The following is a 23,238-nucleotide window of genomic DNA, read 5'->3' on the forward strand; positions in this document are numbered from 1 at the left end:
GCACCGTCCTGTTCCAGATCCTTCAGGCGCTTTTCCAGGCTTGCCAATGTGCGATTGAGTTCTTCCATCGCCGGCGAAGGCGCCCGGCGCTCACGGCGGGCGTTCAATTCGTCGATGATGGATCGTGAACCTGACGCCAGATCTGGGTTTGCCATGAGAAATTCACTTTTTCCAATGATAGAGACCGCCGGGGCAAATTCGCCAACGCAACTGGCAAGAATTTGCTCTGCCTACATTTGTACAAACGTGGTAAACAACTCGTTAATATATGCAGCTAAGTGAATGCTTTCCTGGGGGCGGCACGGCATCTCACGGTTGAGCGGACCGGACACGGCATGTCGAACACCGGACGGCATGAAAGCGGATCAATCAAGCATGGCAGGCGAGTGAGTTGCGGCGGCGAATGTAAACGAAGCTGCCGCACTGACAGCAGTGTCAATGTGAGCTGTCATCAATATTGGTTCCATCGCGCATGCGTGCGGTGACCGGGGTTTCCGGGGGCGGAAACAGGGTAGAACATGAGTAAACGGTCGAACGCGCCGGAACAGGCGGCAGATGTAGCGATTGCGGATCTGCTGACCGGCGCAGGTGGTAATGCGCGGAGGGAGAACCAGACAGGCGGTCAATTATATCGGATCGGCGATCTTTCCGAGGAATTCGACCTGACGTTGCGGGCCTTGCGCTTTTATGAAGATAAGGGATTGCTTAGTCCACGCCGTGCGGGTGTGACACGGCTCTACGACAACAAGGACCATACGAGACTGCGGCTCGTCCTGTTCGGGCGCCGCATCGGCTTCACGCTCGGCGAAATGGGGCAATTGATCAGCGTGTGGGAAAACGGCATTACCGATCCCGCCGAGACCGAGAACCTGCGCCAGCGCTTCAAGGAAAAGCTCCACGAACTTGAGAAGAAGAAGAACGAGATAGACCGGTCCGTCGAGGAACTTCGGGCCATTCTGGCGCGAATGGCACGCCCACCGATTTGATCAAGGCGGGGTTAGCGTCCCAGCCTCGTGGGAGGGACTACCAAGGCCTCTTTGTTTCAGCCTGTCGCATGAAGTGTGCCGCCCGGCGGGAACCTGCGCGCTTCACACCGGTTATTTCAGCCTTGCGACCGATAACGCATCCGCAAAGTGGTTTTTCGGATGCGTGTCAAACGAACCGACAGAGCGCTGGCCGGATTCAGATCAGGTCAAATCCGCTCTGATGCGAAAGTGAGGCTGAAAATGAAAAAGGCTCTTGTTCTGACCGCAGCGGTGTTTCTTGCCGGCTCGGGTATTGCGCTGGCGCAAGATCGGGTACTTGTCGAAGTGCCGCAAGCGGCACGCGATTATGTCATCGCAAATCCATCGGATCCCGTCGTCATCGAAGGCGAAATAAGCGATGGTTATGTACTGCCCGACGCAATCGCCGTTCACCCGATCCCCGACAATCCGGATTTCGGCTATATCTATGTCAATGGCGAGCCGGTAATCGTGTCCATGCAGAACCGCCGGGTCGTCTATTATGCCGAGGGGCCGAATGCCGGGCCGCCGGTGCCGACTGAAATCGTGACCTATATCGAAACCAACCCCGTCGATCCGGTCGTCATCGAAGGAGGCATCGCTGAAGGAACGATAATTCCACAGGATGTGCCTCTCGTCGCCGTACCCGACCAGCCGGCATATTCCTATGTCTATGTGGAAGATCGCCCGGCCCTGATCGATACGCAGACGCGCCGCGTCGTATGGGTCAAGTAAGGCCAGTTGGAAAGAGATGGAAAAGGCGGCAATTCTGCCGCCTTTCTTCATGGTCGCATGCGAATTGAAAGCCCCATCTGGTCGAGAAAATCCAATATTTTTTGGTAATTTTTATGTTAATTCGGGCGCTTTTCCGCTCTTCTTGAAAGAATTATAACGAAGTCGGATTGATGGTGAAAAAATAAATTTGGCTCGATGCCCTTGTAGTGGGGGTAATAAGGGTATATCTATTAAAAATCGATTTTGTCATCGAACGACAAGGCGCAACTGGCGTCATGACTTTTCTTTCAATTTCGTAAAACGCGACGAAAATTATTTCGTTATCTTCCAACCATGCGAATTGAAAGGAATTCTCTATGGCAAACGGAACAGTAAAATTCTTTAATGGCGGCAAGGGCTTTGGGTTTATTCAGCCTGAGGATGGTTCGCCGGATGTGTTCGTTCACATCTCTGCAGTTGAGCGTGCTGGCATGCATACGCTCAATGAAGGTCAGAAGGTGAGCTTCGAGTTGGTGGCGGATCGCCGTTCCGGCAAGAAAGCCGCCGATAATCTTCAGGCGCTTTAACTCGGGCGCAAAGTGATTGTCTCCGATCTTTGACCACGGATGTACTGGCACTGATTGTTGAGGCGATTGAAAGGTCGGGTTTTCCCGGCCTTTTTTATTTTCAAGTGCATCCCAAGTGTGAAGCGGCTTTTGACCGGGAGTAAGTAGAATGCTCGAACAAAAATCGGCAGGACTGACCAAGGACACGCTGTTCAAGAAACCGCTTTCGCGGATGGAAGCCAAGAATGCCATTACCGACAAAACGGCAAAGGCTATCCTGCAGCACGAAAAAGCCGCGGTGGATGCCAAGACGGAGCGATTGAAAGCCGCGCGCCTCGAGCGCGACAGGCGAGCCCCGTAGCCGGTCTGTGCAGTCATACAAGCGAATGAATTGAGGTGGCCGTGGCAACACGATGAAATAATTGGATTTTGTCGGTTTGTGCGCGGCTGAGAAAGGAGCTGAATTGCAAGTATTGGTAAGAGACAATAATGTCGATCAGGCGCTGCGCGTGCTCAAGAAGAAGATGCAGCGCGAGGGAATTCTCCGTGAACTGAAAGAACGCAGGGCTTATGAAAAGCCTTCGGAAAAGCGTGTGCGCGAGAAGGGCGAGGCTATTCGCCGGGCGCGCAAGGATGCCAAGAAGAGGGCACAGCGCGAAGGTTTGCTGCCGAAGCCGAAGAAGAAGGTTTCTCCCGCACGGTCGAGAACCCCGGTCGCTTCCGCACCGGCGACATCTTCTGCCGCCTGACCTGCGGCCCGAACCTTTCGGGCCTGAATCGTTCAAGACAGGCCGCCGGATCGAAAGCGTTCCGGCGGTTTTTTATTGGCCGCACCACGTAACGGCAAGCCTGGTTGACATTGCTGTCTTGCGCTTCCGGTCCGCCGGGGTGTGCATTTCCCCATCCCGCACGAAGTTGTGTAATTTTTGACGTTTACGGAAACGTCAAAGTAGGTTAGCTTCGGTCCGAAATTGACGGGGTGAGCGCGGATTCCGTGAGATGCTCGGTCAAAAAAGCGGCAAAAAGGACTGTTTTTCGGAGAAATTCGTCCGGTTTTGCTGCAACATGCGCGCTGTCACAACATTTCGCTATAATGTGGCATGCAGGCATGAAACGCGGTTAAGGGCTCGTTCCAATCATCGCGGAACGGCTCAGGTGGTGAATTGGAGGATTTCTATGCCGAGCTATCGCGCGCCAGTTGAGGATACGAATTTCGTTCTCAACGACGTTCTGAATTATCAGCGTTACAACAATCTGCCGGGCTTTGCCGACGCGTCGCCCGATGTCGTCGAGGCGATCCTGTCGGAAGGCGCGAAGCTTGCGGAAGGCACCTTGTTCCCGGTCAACCACACGGCCGACCGTGAAGGTTGCAAGCGTTTGTCGGATGGCTCGGTCACCACGCCGAAGGGCTTCAAGGAAGCATATGATCTCTATCGTGAAGGCGGCTGGCTCGGCCTCGCCGTGCCGGAGCAATATGGCGGACAGGGGCTTCCCTATCTGCTGCATACGGCTGTCGGCGAATATATGTCTTCCGCCAATATGGCGCTCACCATGTATCCGGGCCTGACGCAGGGCGCGATTGCCGCGATCCTGACCCATGGCACCGACGAGCAGAAGGACACCTATCTGCCGAAGATGGTGGAAGGCACCTGGACCGGCACGATGAACCTGACCGAGCCGCATTGCGGCACGGATCTGGGCCTGCTACGCACCAGCGCCACCCCGCAGGAAGACGGTTCCTATAAGATTTCCGGCCAGAAGATTTTCATCTCGGCTGGTGAACATGACATGGCGGAAAACATCATCCATCTGGTGCTGGCCCGCATCGATGGCGCGCCGGAAGGCGTGAAGGGCATTTCGCTGTTCATCGTGCCGAAGTTCATTCTCGATGAAAACGGCAATCCGGGCGAGCGCAACGGCGTTTCCTGCGGTTCCATCGAAGAAAAGATGGGCATTCACGGCAATGCCACCTGCGTCATGAATTATGACGAGGCAAAGGGTTATCTCATCGGTGAAGCCCACAAGGGCCTGCGCGCCATGTTCACCATGATGAACGAGGCGCGTCTGGGCGTGGCCTTGCAGGGGCTTTCGATTGCCGAAACCGCTTACCAGAATGCCGTGATCTATGCGCGTGAGCGCATTCAGGGCCGTGCGCTTTCGGGTGCCGCAGCGCCCGATAAAAAGGCCGATCCGATCATCGTCCATCCGGATATTCGCCGCAACCTCATGAATATCCGCGCTTTCAACGAAGCCGGTCGCGCGCTCATTCTGTGGACGGCCCTCAACTCCGACATCGCGCACCGCTCCGGTGACGAGGCCGAGCGTCAGACTGCCGATGATCTCGTCGGGCTTCTGACACCCGTGCTGAAAGGCGTTCTGACCGACAAGGGTTTTGAACATGCCGTTATGGCGCAGCAGGTGTTCGGTGGCCACGGCTATATCGAAGAACATGGCATGAGCCAGTATGTGCGCGATGCGCGCATCGCCATGATCTACGAAGGCGCCAACGGCATTCAGGCGCTCGATCTGGTGGGCCGCAAGCTGGCGCTGAACGGCGGTCGCGCGGTTACGGCTTTCTTCAAGGAAGTGGGAGAATTCTGCGAAGCCAATCGTGAGAACGAGAAGCTTTCCTTCTTCACCAAGCACCTGAAGAAGGGTCTCAACGATCTTCAGGCCGCCACCATGTGGCTGATGCAGAATGCGATGGCCAAGCCCGACAATGCCGGTGCCGCCTCCAACGACTATATGCATCTGTTCGGTCTGGTGGCGCTCGGCTTCATGTGGGCGCGGATGGCCAGGATCGCGGAAGAAAAGCTTGGCAGGGGTGAAGGCAACAAGGCTTTCCTCGAAGCCAAGCTTGTCACTGCACGCTATTATTTCGAGCGGATCATGCCGGAAAGTGCAGCCCATCTTGCACGCATCCAGTCGGGTGCGGATTCGATGATGGCGCTCGAAGCGGACACATTCTGAACCAGAGATTACGCCGGGCTTTCGGGCCTGGCGTGCCAAAATTTGGCGGGAAGGAGCAAAAATGGCTGAGGCTTATATTTACGATCACGTGCGCACACCGCGCGGGCGTGGCAAGAAGGACGGTTCGTTGCACGAAGTGCCAGCCGTCCGTCTGGGCGCGAAGGTTCTTGAATCCCTGCGCGACCGCAACGGCATCGACACGGCAAAGGTCGATGACATCATTTTCGGCTGCGTCGATCCTGTCGGCGAAGCTGGTGCAGTTATTCCGCGTTCCGCCGCTTTTGAAGCCGGTTATGATTTCAAGGCGCCGGGCATCCAGATTTCGCGCTTCTGCGCTTCGGGTCTCGATGCGATCAATCTGGCGGCAGCCAAGGTCGCGTTCGGTTCCGACGATCTGGTGATCGCCGGCGGCGTCGAAAGCATGTCGCGCGTCGGCATGGGCATGTCGGGCGGCGCCTGGTACATGGACCCGTCGGTCGGCTTCCCCGGCTATTTCATGCCGCAGGGCGTTTCCGCCGATCTGATCGCCACGAAATACGGCTTCAGCCGCGATGACGTCGACGCCTATGCCGTCGAAAGCCAGAAGCGTGCCGCCAAGTCGTGGGAAAAGGGCTATTTCAAGAACTCGGTCATCCCGATCAAGGACCAGAACGGCCTGACCATTCTCGATCATGACGAGCATATGCGCCCGTCAACCGACATGCAGGCGCTGGGCCAGCTCAACCCGTCCTTCGTGATGCCGGGTGAAATGGGCGGCTTCAACGCCGTCGCCATTCAGGCCCATCCGGAAATCGAGACGGTCAACCACGTCCACCATGCCGGGAACTCGTCCGGTATCGTCGATGGCGCGGCTGGCGTCCTCGTCGGCTCCAGGAAGGCTGGCAAGGCATTCGACATGAAGCCGCGTGCCCGCATCCGCGCTTTCTCCAATATCGGTTCCGAACCGGCGCTTATGCTCACCGGCCCGGTCGATGTGACGGAAAAGCTTCTCAAGCAGGCAAAGATGAAGCTCTCGGACATTGATCTATTCGAACTGAACGAAGCCTTCGCCGCCGTGGTTCTGCGCTACATGCAGGCCTTCGACATTCCGCACGACAAGATCAACGTCAATGGCGGCGCCATTGCCATGGGCCATCCGCTGGGCGCAACCGGCGCAATGATCCTCGGCACGGTGCTGGATGAGCTGGAACGCCGCAATCTCAACACCGCGCTGGTGACCTTGTGCATCGGTGCCGGCATGGGCACGGCGACGATCATCGAGCGGGTATAGGGCGAGGGAGGTTTTACGAATGGCTTACACGAATTTCAAAGTTGAAACCGACGCCGACGGCATTGCTCTCGTCACCTGGGACATGCCTGAAAAGTCGATGAACGTCTTCACCGTCGAGGCGATGCAGGAACTGAACGCCATCATCGACGCAACGACCGCCGACGAGAAGGTCAAGGGTGTTGTTATAACATCCGGCAAGGACAGCTTCTCCGGCGGTGCGGACCTGACCATGCTGGAAGGCATGTTCAAGGAATTCCAGAAGCAGAAGGCCAAGGACCATCAGGTCGCCGTGCAGGCGCTGTTCGACAATGTCGGCAAGATGAGCGGCCTTTTCCGCAAGCTTGAAACCTGCGGCAAGCCCTGGGTTTCGGCCATCAATGGCACCTGCATGGGCGGTGCGTTCGAAATGTCGCTCGCCTGCCATGCCCGCGTTGCATCCGATGCGCCGGGCGTGAAGATGGCTCTGCCGGAAGTCAAGGTCGGCCTTTTCCCCGGCGCTGGCGGTACGCAGCGCGTTCCTCGCCTTGCCAACCAGCAGGATGCGCTCCAGATGATGACGACCGGCTCCAGCCTGACGGCGCAGCGCGCCAAGGCCATGGGTCTCGTCACCGAGATTGCTCCGGCCAAGAAGCTGGTCGAAACTGCCAAGAAGCTCATCAAGGGCGGTCTGAAGCCGGTTCAGCCATGGGATGAAAAGGGCTTCAAGCTTCCGGGCGGCGCGATCTATTCGGCTGCCGGTGCGAACCTTTGGCCTGCCGCAACGGCAATCCTGCGCCGCGAAACCTCCGGCAATTATCCGGCAGCGCTTGCCATCCTGAAATCGGTCTATGAAGGCCTGCTGGTGCCGTTCGACACCGGCCTGAAGATCGAGCAGCGCTATTTCACCGAAATCCTCCAGACGACAGAAGCAGGCATGATGATCCGCTCGCTCTTCGTGTCGCTGCAGGAGCTGAACAAGGGCGCGCGCCGTCCGACGGATGAGAAGCCGACCAAGCTCAAGAAGATCGGCGTTATCGGCGCGGGCTTCATGGGGGCGGGCATCGCCTATGTGACGGCGAAGGCTGGTATTCCGGTTGTGCTGATCGACCGCGATCAGGAATCCGCCGACAAGGGCAAGGCACACACCGCCGATCTGGTTACCAAGGAAATCCAGAAAGGCCGCGCCACCGAGGCCGACAAGGAAAAGCTCCTGTCGCTCATCACCGCGACGCCAGATTATGCTCTTCTCGACGGTGCCGATCTGGTGATAGAAGCCGTGTTCGAGGATCGCGAAGTCAAGCGTGTCGCGACCGAAAAGGCAGAGGAAGTTCTGAAATCGTCGGCGATTTTCGCATCCAACACCTCGACTCTGCCGATCACCGGCCTTGCCAAAGTCTCGAAGCGCCCGAAAAACTTCATCGGCATTCATTTCTTCTCGCCTGTCGACAAGATGATGCTGGTCGAAGTGATCATGGGTAAGAAGACGTCGGACAAGGCGCTGGCCGTCGCGCTCGATTACGTCCGTGCGATCAAGAAAACGCCGATCGTCGTCAACGACACGCGCGGCTTCTACGTCAATCGCTGCGTGCTGCGCTATATGTCGGAAGCCTACAACATGCTCGTTGAAGGTGTGCCCGCTGCCATGATCGAAAATGCCGCCCGCATGGCCGGCATGCCGGTTGGTCCGCTGGCGCTCAACGACGAAACGGCCATTGATCTGTCGCAGAAGATCCTCAAGGCAACGCTTGCCGATCTGGGCGAAAAGGCTGTCGATCCGCGCCATGTGGAACTGGTGGATCGTCTCGTCAACGAGTTCGACCGCAAGGGCCGCAAGAATGGCAAGGGCTTCTATGATTATCCGGCCAAGCCTGCGAAGAAGCATCTGTGGCCGGGACTGAAGGACCTCTACCCGCAGCAGGACCCTGACAAGGTCGATGTGAAGGAACTGAAGGAACGCTTCCTCGTCACCATCGCCCTGGAAGCTGCCCGCGTGATGGAAGAAGGCATCGTCACCGACCCGCGTGAAGCCGATGTCGGCTCCATTCTGGCCTTCGGTTTCGCGCCTTATACCGGCGGCACGCTGTCCTATATCGATGGCATGGGTGCGAAGAAGTTCGTCAAGCTCGCCAAGGAATTGCAGAAGAAATACGGCCAGCAGTTCAAGGCGCCGAAGCTTCTCATCGACATGGCTGAAAACGGCGAAAGCTTCTACAAGCGTTTCAATCCGTACAAGGCGGAAACGAAGAAGGCAGCGTAAGCTCGTCCCTTCCTAGGATCATCGGAGCGCGGCATGTTTCATGCCGCGCTTTTGTTTACGCTTCCGCCGCTGCTGGATTGCGCTCACCGCCAATAAGAAAATTTTCCCTGTTAATTCAGCCATCTTGCGCAATTCACGCTTTTTCGGTAGGTTGCAGCTGAAGATGGGACGGAAGATTAGGTTTAAAATCCTTTGAAACATATCTCCTGACGGGGCTGTCCGGATGATATGTCGGAACCTATGTGGCGGATCATGACTATGTTTTCTCACGAGAGCGTGTGGGCGGCCATCGATGCTCTGGCCGAACGTCATTCCCTGAGTGCGTCCGGGCTGGCGCGTCGGGCAGGGCTGGACCCGACGACCTTCAACAAATCCAAGCGCTATGCGTCGGACGGGCGCGCGCGCTGGCCTTCGACGGAATCGCTGGCCAAGGTGATGGAAGCGACCGGCTCGACCTTCGATGAGTTCACACGGCTCATCGGCGGGGAAACCCGCACGCCGCAATTTGGCGAATATACGCAGGACATGCAGTCGATCCCGCTGCTGGGCATGGCCGAAGCGGGCGCGGGCGGCTACTTCGACGATGCCGGTTTTCCGGCAGGGCAGGGCTGGGACATCGTGGAATTTCCCGCCAGCACGGGCGAAGGGGTGTATGCGCTGGAGGTTTCGGGCGACTCCATGTTGCCCCTTTACCGGGATGGCGATACGCTGATCGTTGCACCCAATACCGCCATTCGCCGGGGCGATCGCGTGGTGGTGCGAACGAAAGACGGAGAAGTGATGGCCAAGATCCTGCATCGCCAGACGCCGCGAACCATTGAGCTTCATTCGCTCAATCCAGAGCATCCAAACCGCGTCTTCGAGTCCAGAGATATCGAATGGGTCGCCCGCATTTTGTGGGCGAGCCAGTAATGGCGCAATCGCAGAACAGAAGCCACGCGCGCGCCGTTTTCGGCGGGCTGGCAGGTATAACGGGCGCTGTACTGGTCGCGGCCTTCGTGGCGCCGTTTTTTGGCGCGCTGGACCGTCCCGTCGTCGTCATCGATTCCGGTGATGCACAGACGAAGACCGGTACGGGCAACGGCATCGTTGTCGAACAGTTCGACTATAACGAGCCGGGAAGCTCGCCTGAAACGGGCAATACGCCGGAGGGAACGCCGTCGCAACCGGGCCAGACAGGTCCCGCCGATGGGCAGGCGTCTGCGGCAGCAGAAACGGGCAAGCCAAACGATCAGGCTGATGATGGCGGCATGGAACGCGAAGCGCCGCGCCCGCCGCTGAGCGATCTCGGCCTTGCATCCACGCCAAAGCCACCGGAGCCACCGGCACCGGCTACGCCTGTTGACGCAGGCGAGCAGATGCAGCTTTTGCAGCGTCCCGTCGCCGTGGCGGCCGGACGGCTGGAAAGCCAGGGCCGCACGATCGAGTTGCAGGGCATTGAAATCGTGCCCGTCGAACAAACCTGCCAGACCGCTTCCGGCGAAAGCTGGCCGTGCGGCATGCAGGCGCGCACAGCCTTCCGGCAGTGGCTGCGCTCCCGCGCCGTCATGTGCCGCCTGCCGCAAAACGATAGTGGCGCTGCGGTCGCGACCGAATGCACGCTTGGCAATGAAGATGCCGCCGCGTGGCTCGTTGCCAATGGTTGGGCGAAGGCTGCCCCCGGCAACGCCTATGAGGAAGTAGGCCGCAAGGCCGTGGAAGCACGCCTTGGGATTTTCGGCGACAGGCCCGATACGTCGCTGCCCAATCCGGAACCCGGCAGCAGCGATATGATGGATAACCCTTCACCTCTGGCCCCTGAACAGGAACCGCAGCCGCCATCGCCATCGCCATCGCCACAGCCACTGGACGGTTTTCCACCCGCGCCGCCCGCACAATAGAGCGGGACGAATTGAGAGCATTTCCAACGGTTTAAGCAGAACAGGAAACGCTCCAAGTCAACCATCATCCCGCTATGGGCTGCAACCAGCCCTATCCTGAGCCCGTGCGAAGCAGCGTGTCGAAGGGGCGGGCCTAAGGGGGGGCGAAGGGTCGGGCTTGAGCTTTCTGAACCTTCGTCCGACGATTCTTCGACAGGCTCAGGATGATCCTACGCTTCGCTCCGCACCTCAGGATGAGGATGTCGGTATAAAACAAAAGGGCGGCTCGAAGCCGCCCTTTTGTTCGATTCATTGATCTGGGTTAAGTATGTATTGATCTCTACGCCAGTTCGCCAGCCAGCGCCTTTTTGATCAGCGCGCGGGTTTCATCAATGCCGTAAAGCGCGACGAATGAGCCGAAACGCGGGCCGCGTTCCTGACCGATCAGCACTTCATAGAGCATCTGGAAGAAGGAAACCGAAACGCCGGGGCCACCTTCCGGGCTCTTCTTGGTATGGTCCTGATAGCGCTCGATGGCACGGGCGACATCGAGAATGGCGTTCTGGATGTCGTTGCCATCGGTTCCCGCAGGCAGCGTTGCGAGCTTCGCATCCAGCGTTTCGAGGGCTGCGCGTTCCACATCGTCCGGCGCACGGAACTGCTTGGTCGGCTTCACGAAATCGTTGAAGTAACGGATCGCATAGCCGACGAGCGCGTCGAGTTCCGGATTGTTTTCCGGTGTGACGCCCGGCACGTGCCGCGAGATGAAGCCCCACAGCACGCCCGGATTTTCGGCATTCGATGCGCTGACCAGATTGAGCATCAGCGCGAAGGTGACCGGCAGGTTCACCTTCGGCGGGTTGCCGTAATGAATGTGCCAGACCGGATTGTTCAGCCGGTCCTTCCATTCCTGACGTTCATAGGCCGAAAGATAGCTGAAATACTCGTCCACCGCCTTCGGGATGACATCGAAATAGAGCCGCTTGGCGGTCTTCGGCTTCTGGAAATTGTAAAGCGCAAGGCTTTCGGTCGGCGCATAGGCCAGCCATTCGTCGATGGAAATGCCGTTGCCCTTCGACTTGGAAATCTTCTGGCCAAGCTGGTCGAGGAACAGTTCATAGACGAAATGCTCCGGTGCGCGCCCGCCGAGGATTTCGCAGATGCGATCATAAACGCCAGCATTGGTCTGGTGGTCCTTGCCGAACATTTCGAAATCGACGCCGAGCGCCGCCCAGCGCATGCCGAAATCCGGCTTCCATTGCAGCTTCACATTGCCGCCGGTGACGGGCAGGGTGGTCTCAACGCCGTCTTCATCGTCGAAGGTGATGGTGCCAGCCTTGGCATCCACGCTTTTCATCGGCACGTAGAGCACGCGGCCGGACTTCGGCGAGATCGGCAGGAACGGGCTGTAGGTTGCCTGCCGTTCTTCGCCGAGCGTCGGCAGCATCACCTTCATGATGTCGTCATAGCGCTCGACGGCCTTGAGAAGCACCGCGTCGAACTTGCCGGATTTGTAATATTCGGTCGCGCTGGCGAACTCGTAATCGAAGCCGAAAGTGTCGAGGAAGCGGCACAGCATGGCGTTGTTGTGATCCGCAAAGCTCTTGTAGTCGCCGCCGAACGGGTTCGGAACGGCCGAAAGCGGCATTTGCAGATAGGGCTCGAGCGCTGCCCGGTCCGGCACATTGTCGGGGATCTTGCGCATGCCGTCCAGGTCGTCGGAGAAGCAGATCAGGCGCGTCTTGACCTTGTCGCCGGTCAGGATGCGGAAGGCATTGCGCACCATCGAGGTGCGCGCCACTTCGCCAAAGGTGCCGATATGCGGCAGGCCGGATGGGCCATAGCCGGTTTCGAAGATCACCGTATCGGGCAGGCCGGTCTTCTCATAGCGCTTGAGAATTTTCTTCGCTTCTTCAAAGGGCCATGCTTTCGCTTCCGCAGCCGCCGCGGTCAGTTCCGGGGTCAGCGTGATTTCGGGAAGGCGGTGCGAAGTCATGATTTTATCCTGATATCCTGTGAAGGGCTTTATTCTTTGAAAACGATGCGCCAAATGCGCACCCCTGCTCTATGGCGCGGCAACCCCGGTGCCGTCAACGGTCAGCGCCGAATTTCCTTGCGTAACCGCGTGAGGCTTCCTAATTTTCCCGTCAATTCCAATGAAATGATGATTCCGATCATGTTGTACAGGAGTAGCCCGATGAAAAAGATCACGCCGCAGGATGCGCTTGTCTACATCATGATCACGACGTCTGCTGCGGACACGACAATGACCGATGCCGAACTGTCGTCCATCGGCAATGTCGTTTCCCGCCTGCCGGTCTTTCAGGGCTTCGACAAGGAGCGCCTGCCGAAACTCGCCAGCGACTGCTATGCGCTTCTGGCGGATGAGGACGGACTGGAAAAAATCCTTGATCTCGCGCATGACGCCTTGCCGGAACGCCTCTACGATACGGCCTATGCGCTGGCCGTCGAAGTGGCGGCCGCTGATCTGCATGTGGAGCAGGAAGAGCTTGAATTCCTCCAGATGCTGCGTGACCGCTGGACGCTGGATGAACTGACCGTCGCCGCCATCGAGCGCAGCGCCCGCGTGCGCTTCCGCAAGCTCGATCCTGCTGTCTAGAACGGCTTTCCTGATCCTGGGCATGCAAAACGGGCGGAAAATCCGCCCGTTTCTATTCGTTCGGGAAAATCAGCACACGACCGGGAGCAGTCGTGCCTTGCGCCTTTCCAGAGCGACACGCATGATGCGGGCAGCTTCTGCGAATGTGGGCGTTTCCTTCCAGTGTTCAGCATGAATGATGCCGGTCGGGACGATAGCTTTCAGCGCTTCCAGCGTGTGGCGCGGCACCATGTCGGTGCAGTTCCACAGGCGGCGGAAGACGACGCTGATCCGTGTCACCTTGCCGTTGACCTGAACGGACGGCTCGGCGGTTTCCAAGGCCCAATCCTCATAGGCATCGACTGCATCCTGAAATGCATGATGCAGATAGATCGGTGCGTGACCGTCATGAAGCGGGGGCAGCAAACTGGACATTTCTGTTTCCTCTCTTCCAATGTGGTTCAGTTTTTCAGGGGGCATTTGCCGCTGGATGGATGAACTGGCAGCGCACAAATGCATTTCAAACAAGAGCCATGCAATGCTCTTCACTGGTCTATGTGTGCCGATCAGAAACTGAAGCTCACGAAATACGACAACACATAATTAACCATGATCTACGGAGAAAGCCCTGTTTGACAAGAGGCGATTTTCTTTAATTCAGCTTTTGGCGGAAAAATAATTCAAACGCATAGGTTGAATTACTGCAATAATAAGCTGGCCAATCTTTGAAATATTAGTTTTACTCTACGGTTACAAATGCCGGAAAACGAAGTCTTTTTCGGCATTTATTGTCACCGTAACAGATTTTGATCCTGTCATTTATGGGTGACTGATGTAGAAATGCGAACAACTGAGGCAAGATTGCGGGGCACGGGATATGGCGCAACTGGTTCTGTCGCGTAGGGCTTTTCTGGCGGGCTCAACCGCCTTGGCTGCTGTCGCCGTCTGGCCGCAACGGTCGGCTGCGGCAGGTCAGGCGCAGAAAGGCGGGCGGCTGGTTGTGGCCGCAGATTCAGAGCCGCGCAATCTCAATCCGGCCATCGTGGCATCCAATGGCGTCTTCTTCGTCGCAAGCAAGGTGGTCGAGCCTCTGGCGGAAGCCTCCTTCGAGGGCGAGAACGGTCTCGCGCCGCGTCTTGCCACTGGCTGGGAAGGTTCCGCCGACGGGCTGACGGCGACATTCCGCCTGCGGGATGGTGTCAAATGGCATGACGGCAAGCCCTTCACATCGGCGGATGTGGCCTTTTCGGCGATGGAAGTCTGGAAACCGCTGCAAAACCTAGGCCGTGTCGTCTTCAAGGCGCTGGAAAAGGTCGAAACGCCGGATGATCTGACGGCTATCTTCCATTTCTCCGAACCGACACCCTTCCAGCTTATCCGCAATGCCTTGCCGGCCTTGACCGCAGTGCTGCCGAAGCACGTCTTTGCCGGCAGTGACATCATGGCCAATCCGGCCAATGAAAAGCTCATTGGCACCGGCCCGTTCAAATATGCCGAGCATAAGACCGGCGAATATTACCGGCTGGTCCGCAACGACGATTATTGGGGCGAAGGCGAGCCTTATCTGGACGAGATCGTCTATCGTGTGCTGCCGGACAGGGCAGCAGCGGCGGGTGCGCTGGAGGCCGAGGAAATCGACCTGGCCGCCTTTTCCGCCGTGCCGCTTGCCGATCTGGACCGTATCTCGAAGGTTCCGGGCCTCACCGTCATTTCCAAGGGGTATGAGGCGCTGACCTATCAGCTGGTGGTGGAGATCAACCATCGCCGCAAGGAACTGGCCGACCTGAAGGTCAGGCAGGCGATCGCCCACGCTATCGACCGCGATTTCGTCGTGAAGACGATTTTCCTGGGCTATGCCAAGCCTTCAACCGGCCCTGTGCCGCGTTATGACAGCCAGTTTTATACCGATGACGTGCCGTCCTATCCGTTCGATGTCGCCAAGGCCAACGCGCTTCTGGACGAGGCGGGCTACAGGCGGGGCAAGGATGGCACGCGCTTCACGCTGAGGCTTTTGCCCGCACCCTATTTCAACGAAACGAAACAGTTCGGCGATTATCTGCGCCAGGCGCTTGCTGCTGTCGGTATCGATGCGCACATCGTCAACAATGATTCCGCCGCGCATCAGAAGGCGGTTTATACCGATCATGATTTCGATCTCGCCATTGCGCCCACGGTCTATCGCGGCGATCCGGCCATATCGACCACAATTCTGGTCGAAAGCGGCATTCCGGCAGGCGTGCCGTTCTCCAATCAGGGCGGCTATGCCAATGCGGAACTGGATGCGTTGATCGCCAAGGCCGCGCGTGAGATCGACGAGAAAAAGCGCACCGCCCTTTACCACCAGTTCCAGCAGATGGTGCAGGCGGATTTGCCGCTCATCAATGTCGCGGAATGGGGTTTCATCACGGTTGCAAGCGACCGCGTGAAGAATGTTTCCAACAATCCGCGCTGGGCTGTTTCCAACTGGGCGGATACCTGGCTCGAACAGTGACGAACCACCTGGATTGATTGTATCCTGCCATTGTGAAACAGATTCTGGCCCTTTTCCGCAAGCGACTGGTCGGCAGCATCATCGTGCTGCTGATTGTCATTGTCGGCTGCTTTTTCATGCTGGAAAGCGCGCCCGGCGATGCCGTCGACGCCTATGCCGTGACATTCGGCGGGGATGCGGCAACCATTGCCGAGATGCGGGCGCGCTGGGGGCTGGATCAATCCATCTGGCACCGGCTTGGAGCCTATCTGGCAGCGCTTGCGCAGGGTAATCTCGGCTGGTCCGTCAGTTTCAACCGGCCCATTCTTGACGTTATACTGGAACGCCTGCCCAACACGCTGCTTCTGATGGGGGCGGCGACCGCTCTGTCCTTTGCCGCAGGTTCGCTCCTCGGTATTGTGGCCGGGGCGAGGCCCGGAAGCTTTCGCGACCGGCTGCTGTCAGTCGCATCGCTCGTTCTCTATGCGATCCCCGGTTTCTGGCTGGCGCTCGTGCTGGTCATCCTGTTTTCGATCAGGCTGCGCTGGTTGCCGTCGAGCGGCATTGAAACAATCGCTTCCGGCAAGCAAGGGCTGGCGCGGGCAGGCGACATTGCTGTCCATCTGGTGCTGCCGGTTGTCTCGCTGGCGGTGATCTATCTGGCGCTTTACCTGCGGGTCATGCGGGCCGCCATGGCCGACATATGGCGCATGGATTTCGTGCGGGCCTTGCGGGCGAGGGGCATTTCGCGTTCGCGCATCATCCTGCGCCATGTGGTGCGCAACGCCTTGCTGCCGCTCGTGACCGTGCTGGGCTTGCAGGCCGCATCGATGCTCGGCGGCAGCGTGGTGATCGAAAGCGTTTTCGCCGTGCCGGGGTTGGGGCGGCTGGCGCAGGAGGCCGTTGCGAGCCGTGACACGCCGCTTCTGCTCGGCGTCATTCTGGTCAGCGCCATCATGGTGATCGCGGTCAATTTCCTCATCGACCTGATCTATCTCTGGCTCGATCCGCGCATCGCGAGGGGAGATGGCAGGGCATGAACCAGCCTAAACGTTATTTCAGAACGGGTGAGGGCATAACAGGCATGATCCTGCTGGCGCTGCTGGTTCTGGCGGCACTTGCCGCACCTCTCATCTTTCCCGGCGATCCTTTAAGCATTGTCGCAACGCCGCTGCTGCAACCCCTTGAAAATTCCCATTTTCTTTTCGGAACAGACCGGCTTGGACGCGATGTTCTGGCGGAGCTTTTCTATGGTGCGCGCACATCGCTGGGCGTCGGGCTGGCCGCCGCCCTTGCTTCAATTGTCCTTGGCAGCATCGTCGGAACGCTGGCCGGTTTTGCGGGCGGCATCATCGATGAAGTGCTGATGCGCATCACCGAAGCCTTCCAGACAGTTCCGGGCTTCCTGCTGGCGCTGGCGCTCACCAGCATTGCCGGGCCGTCGCTGCCGGTGCTGATTGCTGCAATCGCCCTTTCAAGCTGGACACAGGCTGCACGTCTGACACGCGGGCAGGTACTTTCGATCCGCGAAAGCGACTATGTGGTCTCGGCCCGCGTCATCGGCATGCATCCGATGGAAATCGCCTTCCGCCAGATATTGCCCAATGCGCTGCCGCCGGTGCTGGCGCTGGCGCCGGTCATCGTCGCTTCCGCCATATTGATCGAAGCCGCCTTGTCCTTTCTGGGTCTGGGCGATCCAAACCGCGTCACCTGGGGCGGCATGATCGCCGAAGGGCGCACGGTCTTGCGTTCGGCCCCCTGGCTGTCCATCCTGCCGGGTCTGGCGCTGGCAATGACTGTTGTCGGCGTCTATCTGGCAGGCGAAGGGCTGACGAACGCCATATCCCGCCGGGAGGCGCTGTCGTGAGCCCCCTTGTCCGCCTTGAAAAGCTATCCGTATCCTACGGCAGCGAGCCCGCGCTGGAGAATATCGATCTGGATATAGGACAGGGCGAAACGCTGGCGATCATTGGCGAAAGCGGCTCGGGCAAAAGCACGCTGGCGCTGGCCCTGGCCTCTCTCCTGCCGGGCAATGCGCACATTTCCGGTCAACTGGATTGGGCGGATGGCAAGCCGCGAGCGGGCCGCGATATAGGCTTCGTATTTCAGGACCCCGCGTCGAGCTTCGATCCGCTGATGACCGTCGGCGCACAACTTGTGGAAACCATTCGCGCCCATGCGAAAATCGACAGGGTGGCGGCGAAAGCAAGAGCGACAGGTCTTTTGCAGCGTGTCCATATTCCGCAAGCCGACGCCAGTTTCGCACGCTATCCGCATCAGTTTTCCGGCGGGCAGAAACAGCGCATCGCGATTGCGCTCGCCATTGCCGCCAGCCCGCGCCTGCTGATCGCGGACGAACCGACGAGTGCGCTCGACACCATCGTGCAGAAGGAGATCGTCTCCCTCCTGCGCGAACTGGTGCGCACAGACGGGATGACGCTGATCTTCATCACCCATGACATCGCGCTGGCCTCGGGACTGGCCGACCGCATCGCGGTTTTCCGGCAGGGAAAGCTGGTGGAGTTCGGCCCGGCACGAAATATCGTCTCCAACCCGCAGACGGATTACACCCGGGCGCTGATTGCCGCCGTGCCAGTGCTGGAGGCGGCGCATGGCTGAACCGCTTTTGCAGGCAGATCAGCTTGTGGTTCGCTATGGCGACGCCGTTGCGCTTGACGGCATCAGCCTCACGATCGAGCCGGGTGAAACGCTGGCGCTGGTCGGTCCATCGGGCAGCGGCAAGTCCACGTTGGCGCGTGCACTTCTGCGGCTTCACCCGCCTGAAAGTGGCGCAATCCGCTTTGAAGGCCGCGACTGGATGGCGCTCAAGGGAGCTGAACTGCGCAGGCAGCGCGCGCGCATGCAGATGGTGTTTCAGGACCCGCTTTCAGCCTTCAACCCGCGTGCGAGCGTTTATGATCTCCTGCGCGAGCCGCTGCGCATTCACGGGCTGAAGCGCGACATTGCCAGCCTTCTGCAAAGGGTTGGGCTTGATCCGGCGCTGGCGCGGCGCGGCGTCCATGAGATTTCCGGCGGGCAGCGCCAGCGTGTAGCGATAGCGCGGGCGCTTGCAACCGCTCCGTCGCTGGTCGTGCTGGACGAAGCGGTTTCGGCGCTCGATGTTACCGTGCGCGGCGCCATTCTCGCCTTGTTGCGGGAAATACAGAAAGCCGAGCGGACGGCCTATCTTTTCATCACGCATGATCTCGCGGTCGCGGCCCGGATGGCGGATCGTATCGCGGTGATGGAGCGCGGGCAGATTGTCGAATGCCGCCCGACGCAGGAATTGATAACGGCACCGCAAGCGCCTGTCACAAAGGCGCTGATCGATGCGGTGCCGAGACTATTTGTCTAAGCCTTCCCCAGTTCCACCGAACGCTTGCGGGCCGCTTCCACGGCTTCGGCCACAAGCGTCTTGAGACGGTCGCCGCCCATCAGCACTTCAAGCGCGGCGGCGGTGGTGCCGTTCGGGCTTGTCACCTGTTCGCGCAGTTTTGACGGCGTGTCCGTGCTGGCATCAGCGAGGGCGCCTGCGCCCATCACGGTCTGCATGGCAAGCAACGCTGCCGTTTCACGCGGCAGACCGGCGGTCACGCCAGCGTCGGTCAGCGCCTCGATGAAGTGGAACACATAAGCCGGGCCGGAACCCGAAACGGCGGTGACGGCATCCATCAGCGCTTCTTCGTCCACACGCGCAACCTTGCCGGAGGTCTCAAGCAGACGCGCGATGAAAGCTTCGTCCTCATCGCTCACATTAGCGTTCTTGTAGGTGACGAGCATGCCCTTGCCGATGGCCGCTGGCGTGTTGGGCATGCAGCGGAGCACGGCAGCGTCCTGTCCCAGCTCGCTTTCAAAAAGCGCGACAGGAATGCCCGCTGCGACGCTGACGAAAGTGGCAGCCGATGCAAACCGCTTATAGGCGGGCAGAACCTTTGCCATGACCTGCGGCTTGACGGCTACGAGAACCATGCGCGGCTTCAGATCACCGGGCAGGGCGTCTGCATCGGCAAAGGCATGGACGCCAGCGCCGGCAGCGCGATCGCGAAGCGCTTCGGTCGGCTCAACGACATAAACGTCCTTCGCCTTGAGGATACCGCTATCGAGCCAGCCCTTGAGCATGGCGAAGCCCATATTGCCGCAACCGACCAGAATTACCGTGTCATGCATATTGATCGTTCCACCCTTGGAGTTCGTTTGGAGCATGGTATAGCGCCGCCTCGCCGGACTGCGCAAGCATATGCGGCCTATCCACGTGTTTCTAAGGTTAAATCATTGATCGATCAGGCTATATCGCGCACTATGAGCCTGAATTGAGTGGAGTTTCGGAGGGGAAGAATGGATCCGGCTTTGACAACGGGCGTGCCGCCAGCCGAAGCTTTCGGCCATGTCCGCATCATCATAGGCATGATCCTCGGCTTGTGCGTTTCCCGCCTTTTGACAGGACTGGCGCGGTTCATCCAGCATCCGGGCAAGCAGAAGATTTATCCGGTCCATCTGGCCTGGGTGGGTTTCATCCTGCTTTCGGTCATCCATTTCTGGTGGTTCGAATTCGGCCTGCGCACCATTCAGCTCTGGACCTTCGAGAAGTATCTCTTCGTGATTTTCTACGCCGGTCTCCATTTCCTGCTCTGCACGCTGCTCTTTCCCGACAGCATGGAGGAATATACCGGCTACCGCGATTACTTCATTTCCCGGCGCAAGTGGTTTTTCGGCATTCTGGCATTGGTCTATGTCGCCGATTTCATCGACACGCTGTTGAAGGGCGCCGATCACTACCGGGTCTACGGCATCGAATATCCCATACAGGTCGCCTGCTTCATCCTGTTCAGCCTGATTGCCGTGTACTGGGGCGACAGGCGCTATCATGCGGCTTTTGCTGCCGTTGCGCTGGTTTATCAGATCACCTTCACGCTGCGCCATTTCGCGACCTTGAGTTAGAGCATTTCCAGCAAAAGTGTGAAACGTCTATGCGGGGAAATCAGTTCACTGGACTGATTTCTTATGCCGCTTCGATGCGTTGGATAATGCTATGAAACAAATAGTTAGAGCGGCTCTGTTTTAACCGGAACCGCTTTACGACTGTCGCTCTGCATTGCGCCGGGTTTCACCGTCCACGATTTCGCGGAACCGGCGCAGCAGCGGGTGGCGGGCGGTCTGCCTCACGCCGTAACCCAGGTTGAAAGCATAGTCGAAATCGGGCGGATTGAGCCCGATATTGTGCTGCATCATGGTTTCAAGCTTGTCGAAGCCCTTGGCGAAGATCGCCTCCGGTGAGCCGCCTTCGTTATAATCCGCCCAAAGCTCGATGATTTCCGTGCGCAGATCGTCCGGCAGCGGCTCGCACAGCGTCATGAGGTCGGCTCTTTCGCGCTCGGCTCGCCCGTCATCGGCGGATTGATGGATGGCGGGCACATCGCCCGAAATCGCTTCGCCCAGATCGTGGACGATGCACATCTTGATGAGTTTCAGCCGGTCGCAATCGCCCAGTTCCCGGTCGAACAGCGATACCAGCAGGCAAAGTCGCCAGCTATGTTCGGCGGTGCTTTCCGGTCGGCCTTGAGAGGTATGGCCGGAACGTAATGTGCTTTTCAGTCGTTCTGCATTCTGGATAAATCGAATGATGCCGTGCAGCCGGTCTGGATCGATGGCGTATTCCGTTTCGGCGTTCATGCGGGCCTCCTGATTTATCTGCATGAATCAACGTATATAATTGCAATTTTAACGGTTTATTTGCCATGATGAATATTAATCTGGATCAATAAACAGGGTGCAATCGGGACGGAACGATGGTGGAGAGGGACAGAGAGGGGAAACGTGCGGCTGGCCGTCCGCTTCTGGCCTATGCGCCGGAATTCCTGCAACCTGCTTCCTCGTTCCGTGGATTTCAGGATACTGAAGAGCGCGAACATCAAAGACGCCGGGAGGAACTGCTTCGCCGCAAGCAGGAACTGTTGGACGCCGAACATGATGGCTCCATTGATCCGAAGGCCGATATGCAAGGCCGGATGTACGCCGTGCGTGAGGCCTTGCAGGCCAATCTCGATGGTGCGGCGGCCAGGGCGCAACCAGTGCCGCAAACTCCCACAACCGCTTCAAAGCCTGAAAGCCAGCCGGTGAAATTGCCCCGTCGCAGGCGGCGCTGGGGGCTTCTGGCCGGTTTCACGCTGCTGGGCGGAATTATCGGAACTACCTATGCCTTTCTGGTGCCGCCACAATATGCGGCTACGGCTTCCATGCAGGTCTTCCCGCCGGAGCGGCGCAGCGAAATTGCCTCCAATGCCGTTCTTGAGCGGGCCGCGCAGATGGCGCGTATCGAACGTGCCACCGACCTCGGTGCCCCATCCGTTCTGGAGGAACTGCGTTTTCGCCTGACCCGACTGCTGCCCGAAGACCTGCGGTCTCCCGCAGTTGCATGGCCCCACTTGCCGGGCGCGCAATTGCTGCGCCAGCGCCTCGATTTCACGCAGGCGCTGGACAGCGGGACGGTGAATGTCGAAGCGACGGCAGACAAGCCGGAAACGGCGGCACTTCTCGCCAATGCCGTTGCGCAGGCGTTTCGCGATCATCTGCAGGGCGGCGCTTCGCCGGGCGGGCCTGAAGGCGACCTTCCGGCGCGACTGCAACGGTTGGAAGCGGATGCCGAAGCGGCACGGCAGGCGGCAAATGCCTTTCGTATGAGCCGGGATTTCGGCGATGACAACAACAAGGCCGCGCTTCAGCGCGAGTTCGCCGACAGCAAGGCTGAGACGGCGCGGATCGCAGCCGAGGCCAACAGCCTGAATGGGGCCAGCGCCGAAAGTCTCGTCCGCAAGGGCGTGCCGGAAAGCATGCGTTCGGGAGCCCTCGGAGCGCTGGTGGAGCGCTATCGCACAGCGGGGCAGGGGGGCGAAGCGAAGCAGATCGAGGCCCAGATCGCGACGGAGATTTCAAGCCAGCGCAGCGTCTTGCAGGCCGATCTTAAGAATGCGGTCGAACGTGAACAAAAAGCAGCCGCCGCCATTGCCGGTTTCGGCTCGACGCCCGCCACGGACGAAGACAAAGCCCGCCTGCAAATGCTGGAGCGCGATGCAGCGGCGAAGCAGGCGCTGTTTGAAGATTTGCAGATGCGTGCGGCGCGCGGTGAACCGGCCTCCGCTGGTTCCGCGGCGACGGTGCGGATTGTAGCGCCGGCCATTGCTGAACCGAACCCGCGCGATCTCCCGCCGCAGTGGATCATCGCCCTTGGCTTTGGGGGCGGTTTCCTGCTTGGCCTTCTTTCCATGGCGCTGGCCGGTCGCAAGCCTCGGTCGCCGTCAAAGATGGAAGCTGAACCGGAAGAGGTTCTTGAAACCTACGGCGAGACGCGTCTTGCCGCCGTAATCCGCGAGGCCAATGCGCGGTGGGAAGCCGAGAATGAAGGCGTCAGCCGACCGAGGGAAAACACCGCCCTCGGTCGTGCCATCGACGAGGTGCGTTCGTCCCGTGCTTCGCGGCTCTGACATGACCCGGCGTTCTGAAATTTCATAAAATCCTGCCATAAAATCCTGCATTGTCGCGCATTCGCCAATTGT

At 58.9% G+C, this 23,238-nt stretch carries 22 protein-coding genes; 18 read left to right on the forward strand and 4 right to left on the reverse strand.

What is annotated here, in order from left to right; translation table 11 throughout:
* Positions 1-518: 518 nt before the first annotated feature.
* The 10 genes from JNC63_RS17065 to JNC63_RS17110 all read left to right on the forward strand — a co-directional run bounded on the left by JNC63_RS17065 (position 519) and on the right by JNC63_RS17110 (position 10,640).
* Positions 519-986: a MerR family transcriptional regulator gene (locus tag JNC63_RS17065; protein ID WP_063620293.1), complete on the forward strand. Its 468-nt coding sequence runs from the start codon at positions 519-521 to the stop codon at positions 984-986.
* Positions 987-1,226: 240 nt separating this feature from the next.
* Positions 1,227-1,739, forward strand: a complete 513-nt coding sequence (locus JNC63_RS17070) for a DUF1236 domain-containing protein (protein ID WP_063620292.1) — start codon at positions 1,227-1,229, stop codon at positions 1,737-1,739.
* A 356-nt stretch (positions 1,740-2,095) separates the two neighbouring features.
* The gene (locus JNC63_RS17075) at positions 2,096-2,305 is read left to right on the forward strand and encodes a cold-shock protein (RefSeq protein ID WP_006470569.1); all 210 of its coding nucleotides are present in this window, start codon (positions 2,096-2,098) and stop codon (positions 2,303-2,305) included.
* 148 nt (positions 2,306-2,453) lie between these two features.
* The gene (locus JNC63_RS17080) at positions 2,454-2,645 is read left to right on the forward strand and encodes a hypothetical protein (protein ID WP_006469319.1); all 192 of its coding nucleotides are present in this window, start codon (positions 2,454-2,456) and stop codon (positions 2,643-2,645) included.
* A gap of 103 nt (positions 2,646-2,748) precedes the next feature.
* A complete protein-coding gene (rpsU, locus tag JNC63_RS17085; RefSeq protein ID WP_063620306.1) occupies positions 2,749-3,033 on the forward strand; it encodes a 30S ribosomal protein S21 in 285 nt (94 codons plus the stop codon).
* 427 nt (positions 3,034-3,460) lie between these two features.
* Positions 3,461-5,254 (forward strand): acyl-CoA dehydrogenase C-terminal domain-containing protein, encoded by a 1,794-nt coding sequence (locus JNC63_RS17090; protein WP_063620291.1) that lies wholly within the window; start codon positions 3,461-3,463, stop codon positions 5,252-5,254.
* A gap of 61 nt (positions 5,255-5,315) precedes the next feature.
* Positions 5,316-6,524 (forward strand): acetyl-CoA C-acetyltransferase, encoded by a 1,209-nt coding sequence (locus JNC63_RS17095; RefSeq protein WP_063620290.1) that lies wholly within the window; start codon positions 5,316-5,318, stop codon positions 6,522-6,524.
* 19 nt (positions 6,525-6,543) lie between these two features.
* Positions 6,544-8,760 (forward strand): 3-hydroxyacyl-CoA dehydrogenase NAD-binding domain-containing protein, encoded by a 2,217-nt coding sequence (locus tag JNC63_RS17100; RefSeq protein WP_063620289.1) that lies wholly within the window; start codon positions 6,544-6,546, stop codon positions 8,758-8,760.
* Positions 8,761-9,018: 258 nt separating this feature from the next.
* Positions 9,019-9,672 (forward strand): S24 family peptidase, encoded by a 654-nt coding sequence (locus JNC63_RS17105; protein WP_025091003.1) that lies wholly within the window; start codon positions 9,019-9,021, stop codon positions 9,670-9,672.
* A complete protein-coding gene (locus JNC63_RS17110) occupies positions 9,672-10,640 on the forward strand; it encodes a thermonuclease family protein (protein ID WP_374846540.1) in 969 nt (322 codons plus the stop codon). The genes JNC63_RS17105 and JNC63_RS17110 overlap by 1 nt, the downstream gene beginning before the upstream one ends.
* 319 nt (positions 10,641-10,959) lie before the next feature.
* Here the strand turns inward: JNC63_RS17110 and JNC63_RS17115 are convergent, their stop codons facing one another.
* Positions 10,960-12,615, reverse strand: coding sequence for a lysine--tRNA ligase (locus tag JNC63_RS17115; RefSeq protein WP_063620286.1), 1,656 nt, complete (start codon positions 12,613-12,615; stop codon positions 10,960-10,962).
* 201 nt (positions 12,616-12,816) lie between these two features.
* Here JNC63_RS17115 and JNC63_RS17120 point away from each other — a divergent pair, with 201 nt between their 5' ends.
* A complete protein-coding gene (locus tag JNC63_RS17120) occupies positions 12,817-13,239 on the forward strand; it encodes a tellurite resistance TerB family protein (RefSeq protein ID WP_006470576.1) in 423 nt (140 codons plus the stop codon).
* A gap of 69 nt (positions 13,240-13,308) precedes the next feature.
* Here JNC63_RS17120 and JNC63_RS17125 read toward each other — a convergent pair whose 3' ends face one another.
* Positions 13,309-13,653 (reverse strand): BRA0787 family protein, encoded by a 345-nt coding sequence (locus JNC63_RS17125; protein WP_063620285.1) that lies wholly within the window; start codon positions 13,651-13,653, stop codon positions 13,309-13,311.
* A 442-nt stretch (positions 13,654-14,095) separates the two neighbouring features.
* On the opposite strand from JNC63_RS17125, the gene JNC63_RS17130 reads away from it, so the two are divergent.
* Genes JNC63_RS17130 through JNC63_RS17150 form a run of 5 tightly spaced genes read left to right on the forward strand, consistent with a single transcriptional unit; the run spans position 14,096 to position 19,043 of the window.
* Positions 14,096-15,709, forward strand: coding sequence for an ABC transporter substrate-binding protein (locus JNC63_RS17130; protein WP_063620284.1), 1,614 nt, complete (start codon positions 14,096-14,098; stop codon positions 15,707-15,709).
* Positions 15,710-15,726: 17 nt separating this feature from the next.
* A complete protein-coding gene (locus JNC63_RS17135) occupies positions 15,727-16,728 on the forward strand; it encodes an ABC transporter permease (protein ID WP_063620283.1) in 1,002 nt (333 codons plus the stop codon).
* Positions 16,725-17,555 (forward strand): ABC transporter permease, encoded by an 831-nt coding sequence (locus JNC63_RS17140; RefSeq protein WP_063620282.1) that lies wholly within the window; start codon positions 16,725-16,727, stop codon positions 17,553-17,555. The genes JNC63_RS17135 and JNC63_RS17140 overlap by 4 nt, the downstream gene beginning before the upstream one ends.
* Complete coding sequence (locus tag JNC63_RS17145; protein WP_063620281.1) at positions 17,552-18,307, forward strand: ABC transporter ATP-binding protein; 756 nt, start codon at positions 17,552-17,554, stop codon at positions 18,305-18,307. The genes JNC63_RS17140 and JNC63_RS17145 overlap by 4 nt, the downstream gene beginning before the upstream one ends.
* Positions 18,300-19,043, forward strand: coding sequence for an ABC transporter ATP-binding protein (locus JNC63_RS17150; protein WP_063620280.1), 744 nt, complete (start codon positions 18,300-18,302; stop codon positions 19,041-19,043). The genes JNC63_RS17145 and JNC63_RS17150 overlap by 8 nt, the downstream gene beginning before the upstream one ends.
* Here the strand turns inward: JNC63_RS17150 and proC are convergent.
* Positions 19,040-19,855 (reverse strand): pyrroline-5-carboxylate reductase, encoded by an 816-nt coding sequence (gene proC / locus JNC63_RS17155; RefSeq protein ID WP_006470579.1) that lies wholly within the window; start codon positions 19,853-19,855, stop codon positions 19,040-19,042. The two genes, JNC63_RS17150 and proC, sit on opposite strands and share 4 nt — an antisense overlap.
* A gap of 168 nt (positions 19,856-20,023) precedes the next feature.
* On the opposite strand from proC, the gene JNC63_RS17160 reads away from it, so the two are divergent.
* A complete protein-coding gene (locus tag JNC63_RS17160; protein WP_063620279.1) occupies positions 20,024-20,626 on the forward strand; it encodes a hypothetical protein in 603 nt (200 codons plus the stop codon).
* A gap of 135 nt (positions 20,627-20,761) precedes the next feature.
* Here the strand turns inward: JNC63_RS17160 and JNC63_RS17165 are convergent, their stop codons facing one another.
* A complete protein-coding gene (locus tag JNC63_RS17165) occupies positions 20,762-21,358 on the reverse strand; it encodes an HD domain-containing protein (RefSeq protein ID WP_063620278.1) in 597 nt (198 codons plus the stop codon).
* A 116-nt stretch (positions 21,359-21,474) separates the two neighbouring features.
* Between JNC63_RS17165 and JNC63_RS17170 the strand changes: the two genes are divergently transcribed.
* Positions 21,475-23,166, forward strand: a complete 1,692-nt coding sequence (locus JNC63_RS17170) for a Wzz/FepE/Etk N-terminal domain-containing protein (RefSeq protein ID WP_063620277.1) — start codon at positions 21,475-21,477, stop codon at positions 23,164-23,166.
* Positions 23,167-23,238 lie beyond the last annotated feature (72 nt).

It is taken from the genome of Brucella ciceri (assembly GCF_041930145.1).
GTDB classification, from domain to species: domain Bacteria; phylum Pseudomonadota; class Alphaproteobacteria; order Rhizobiales; family Rhizobiaceae; genus Brucella; species Brucella intermedia.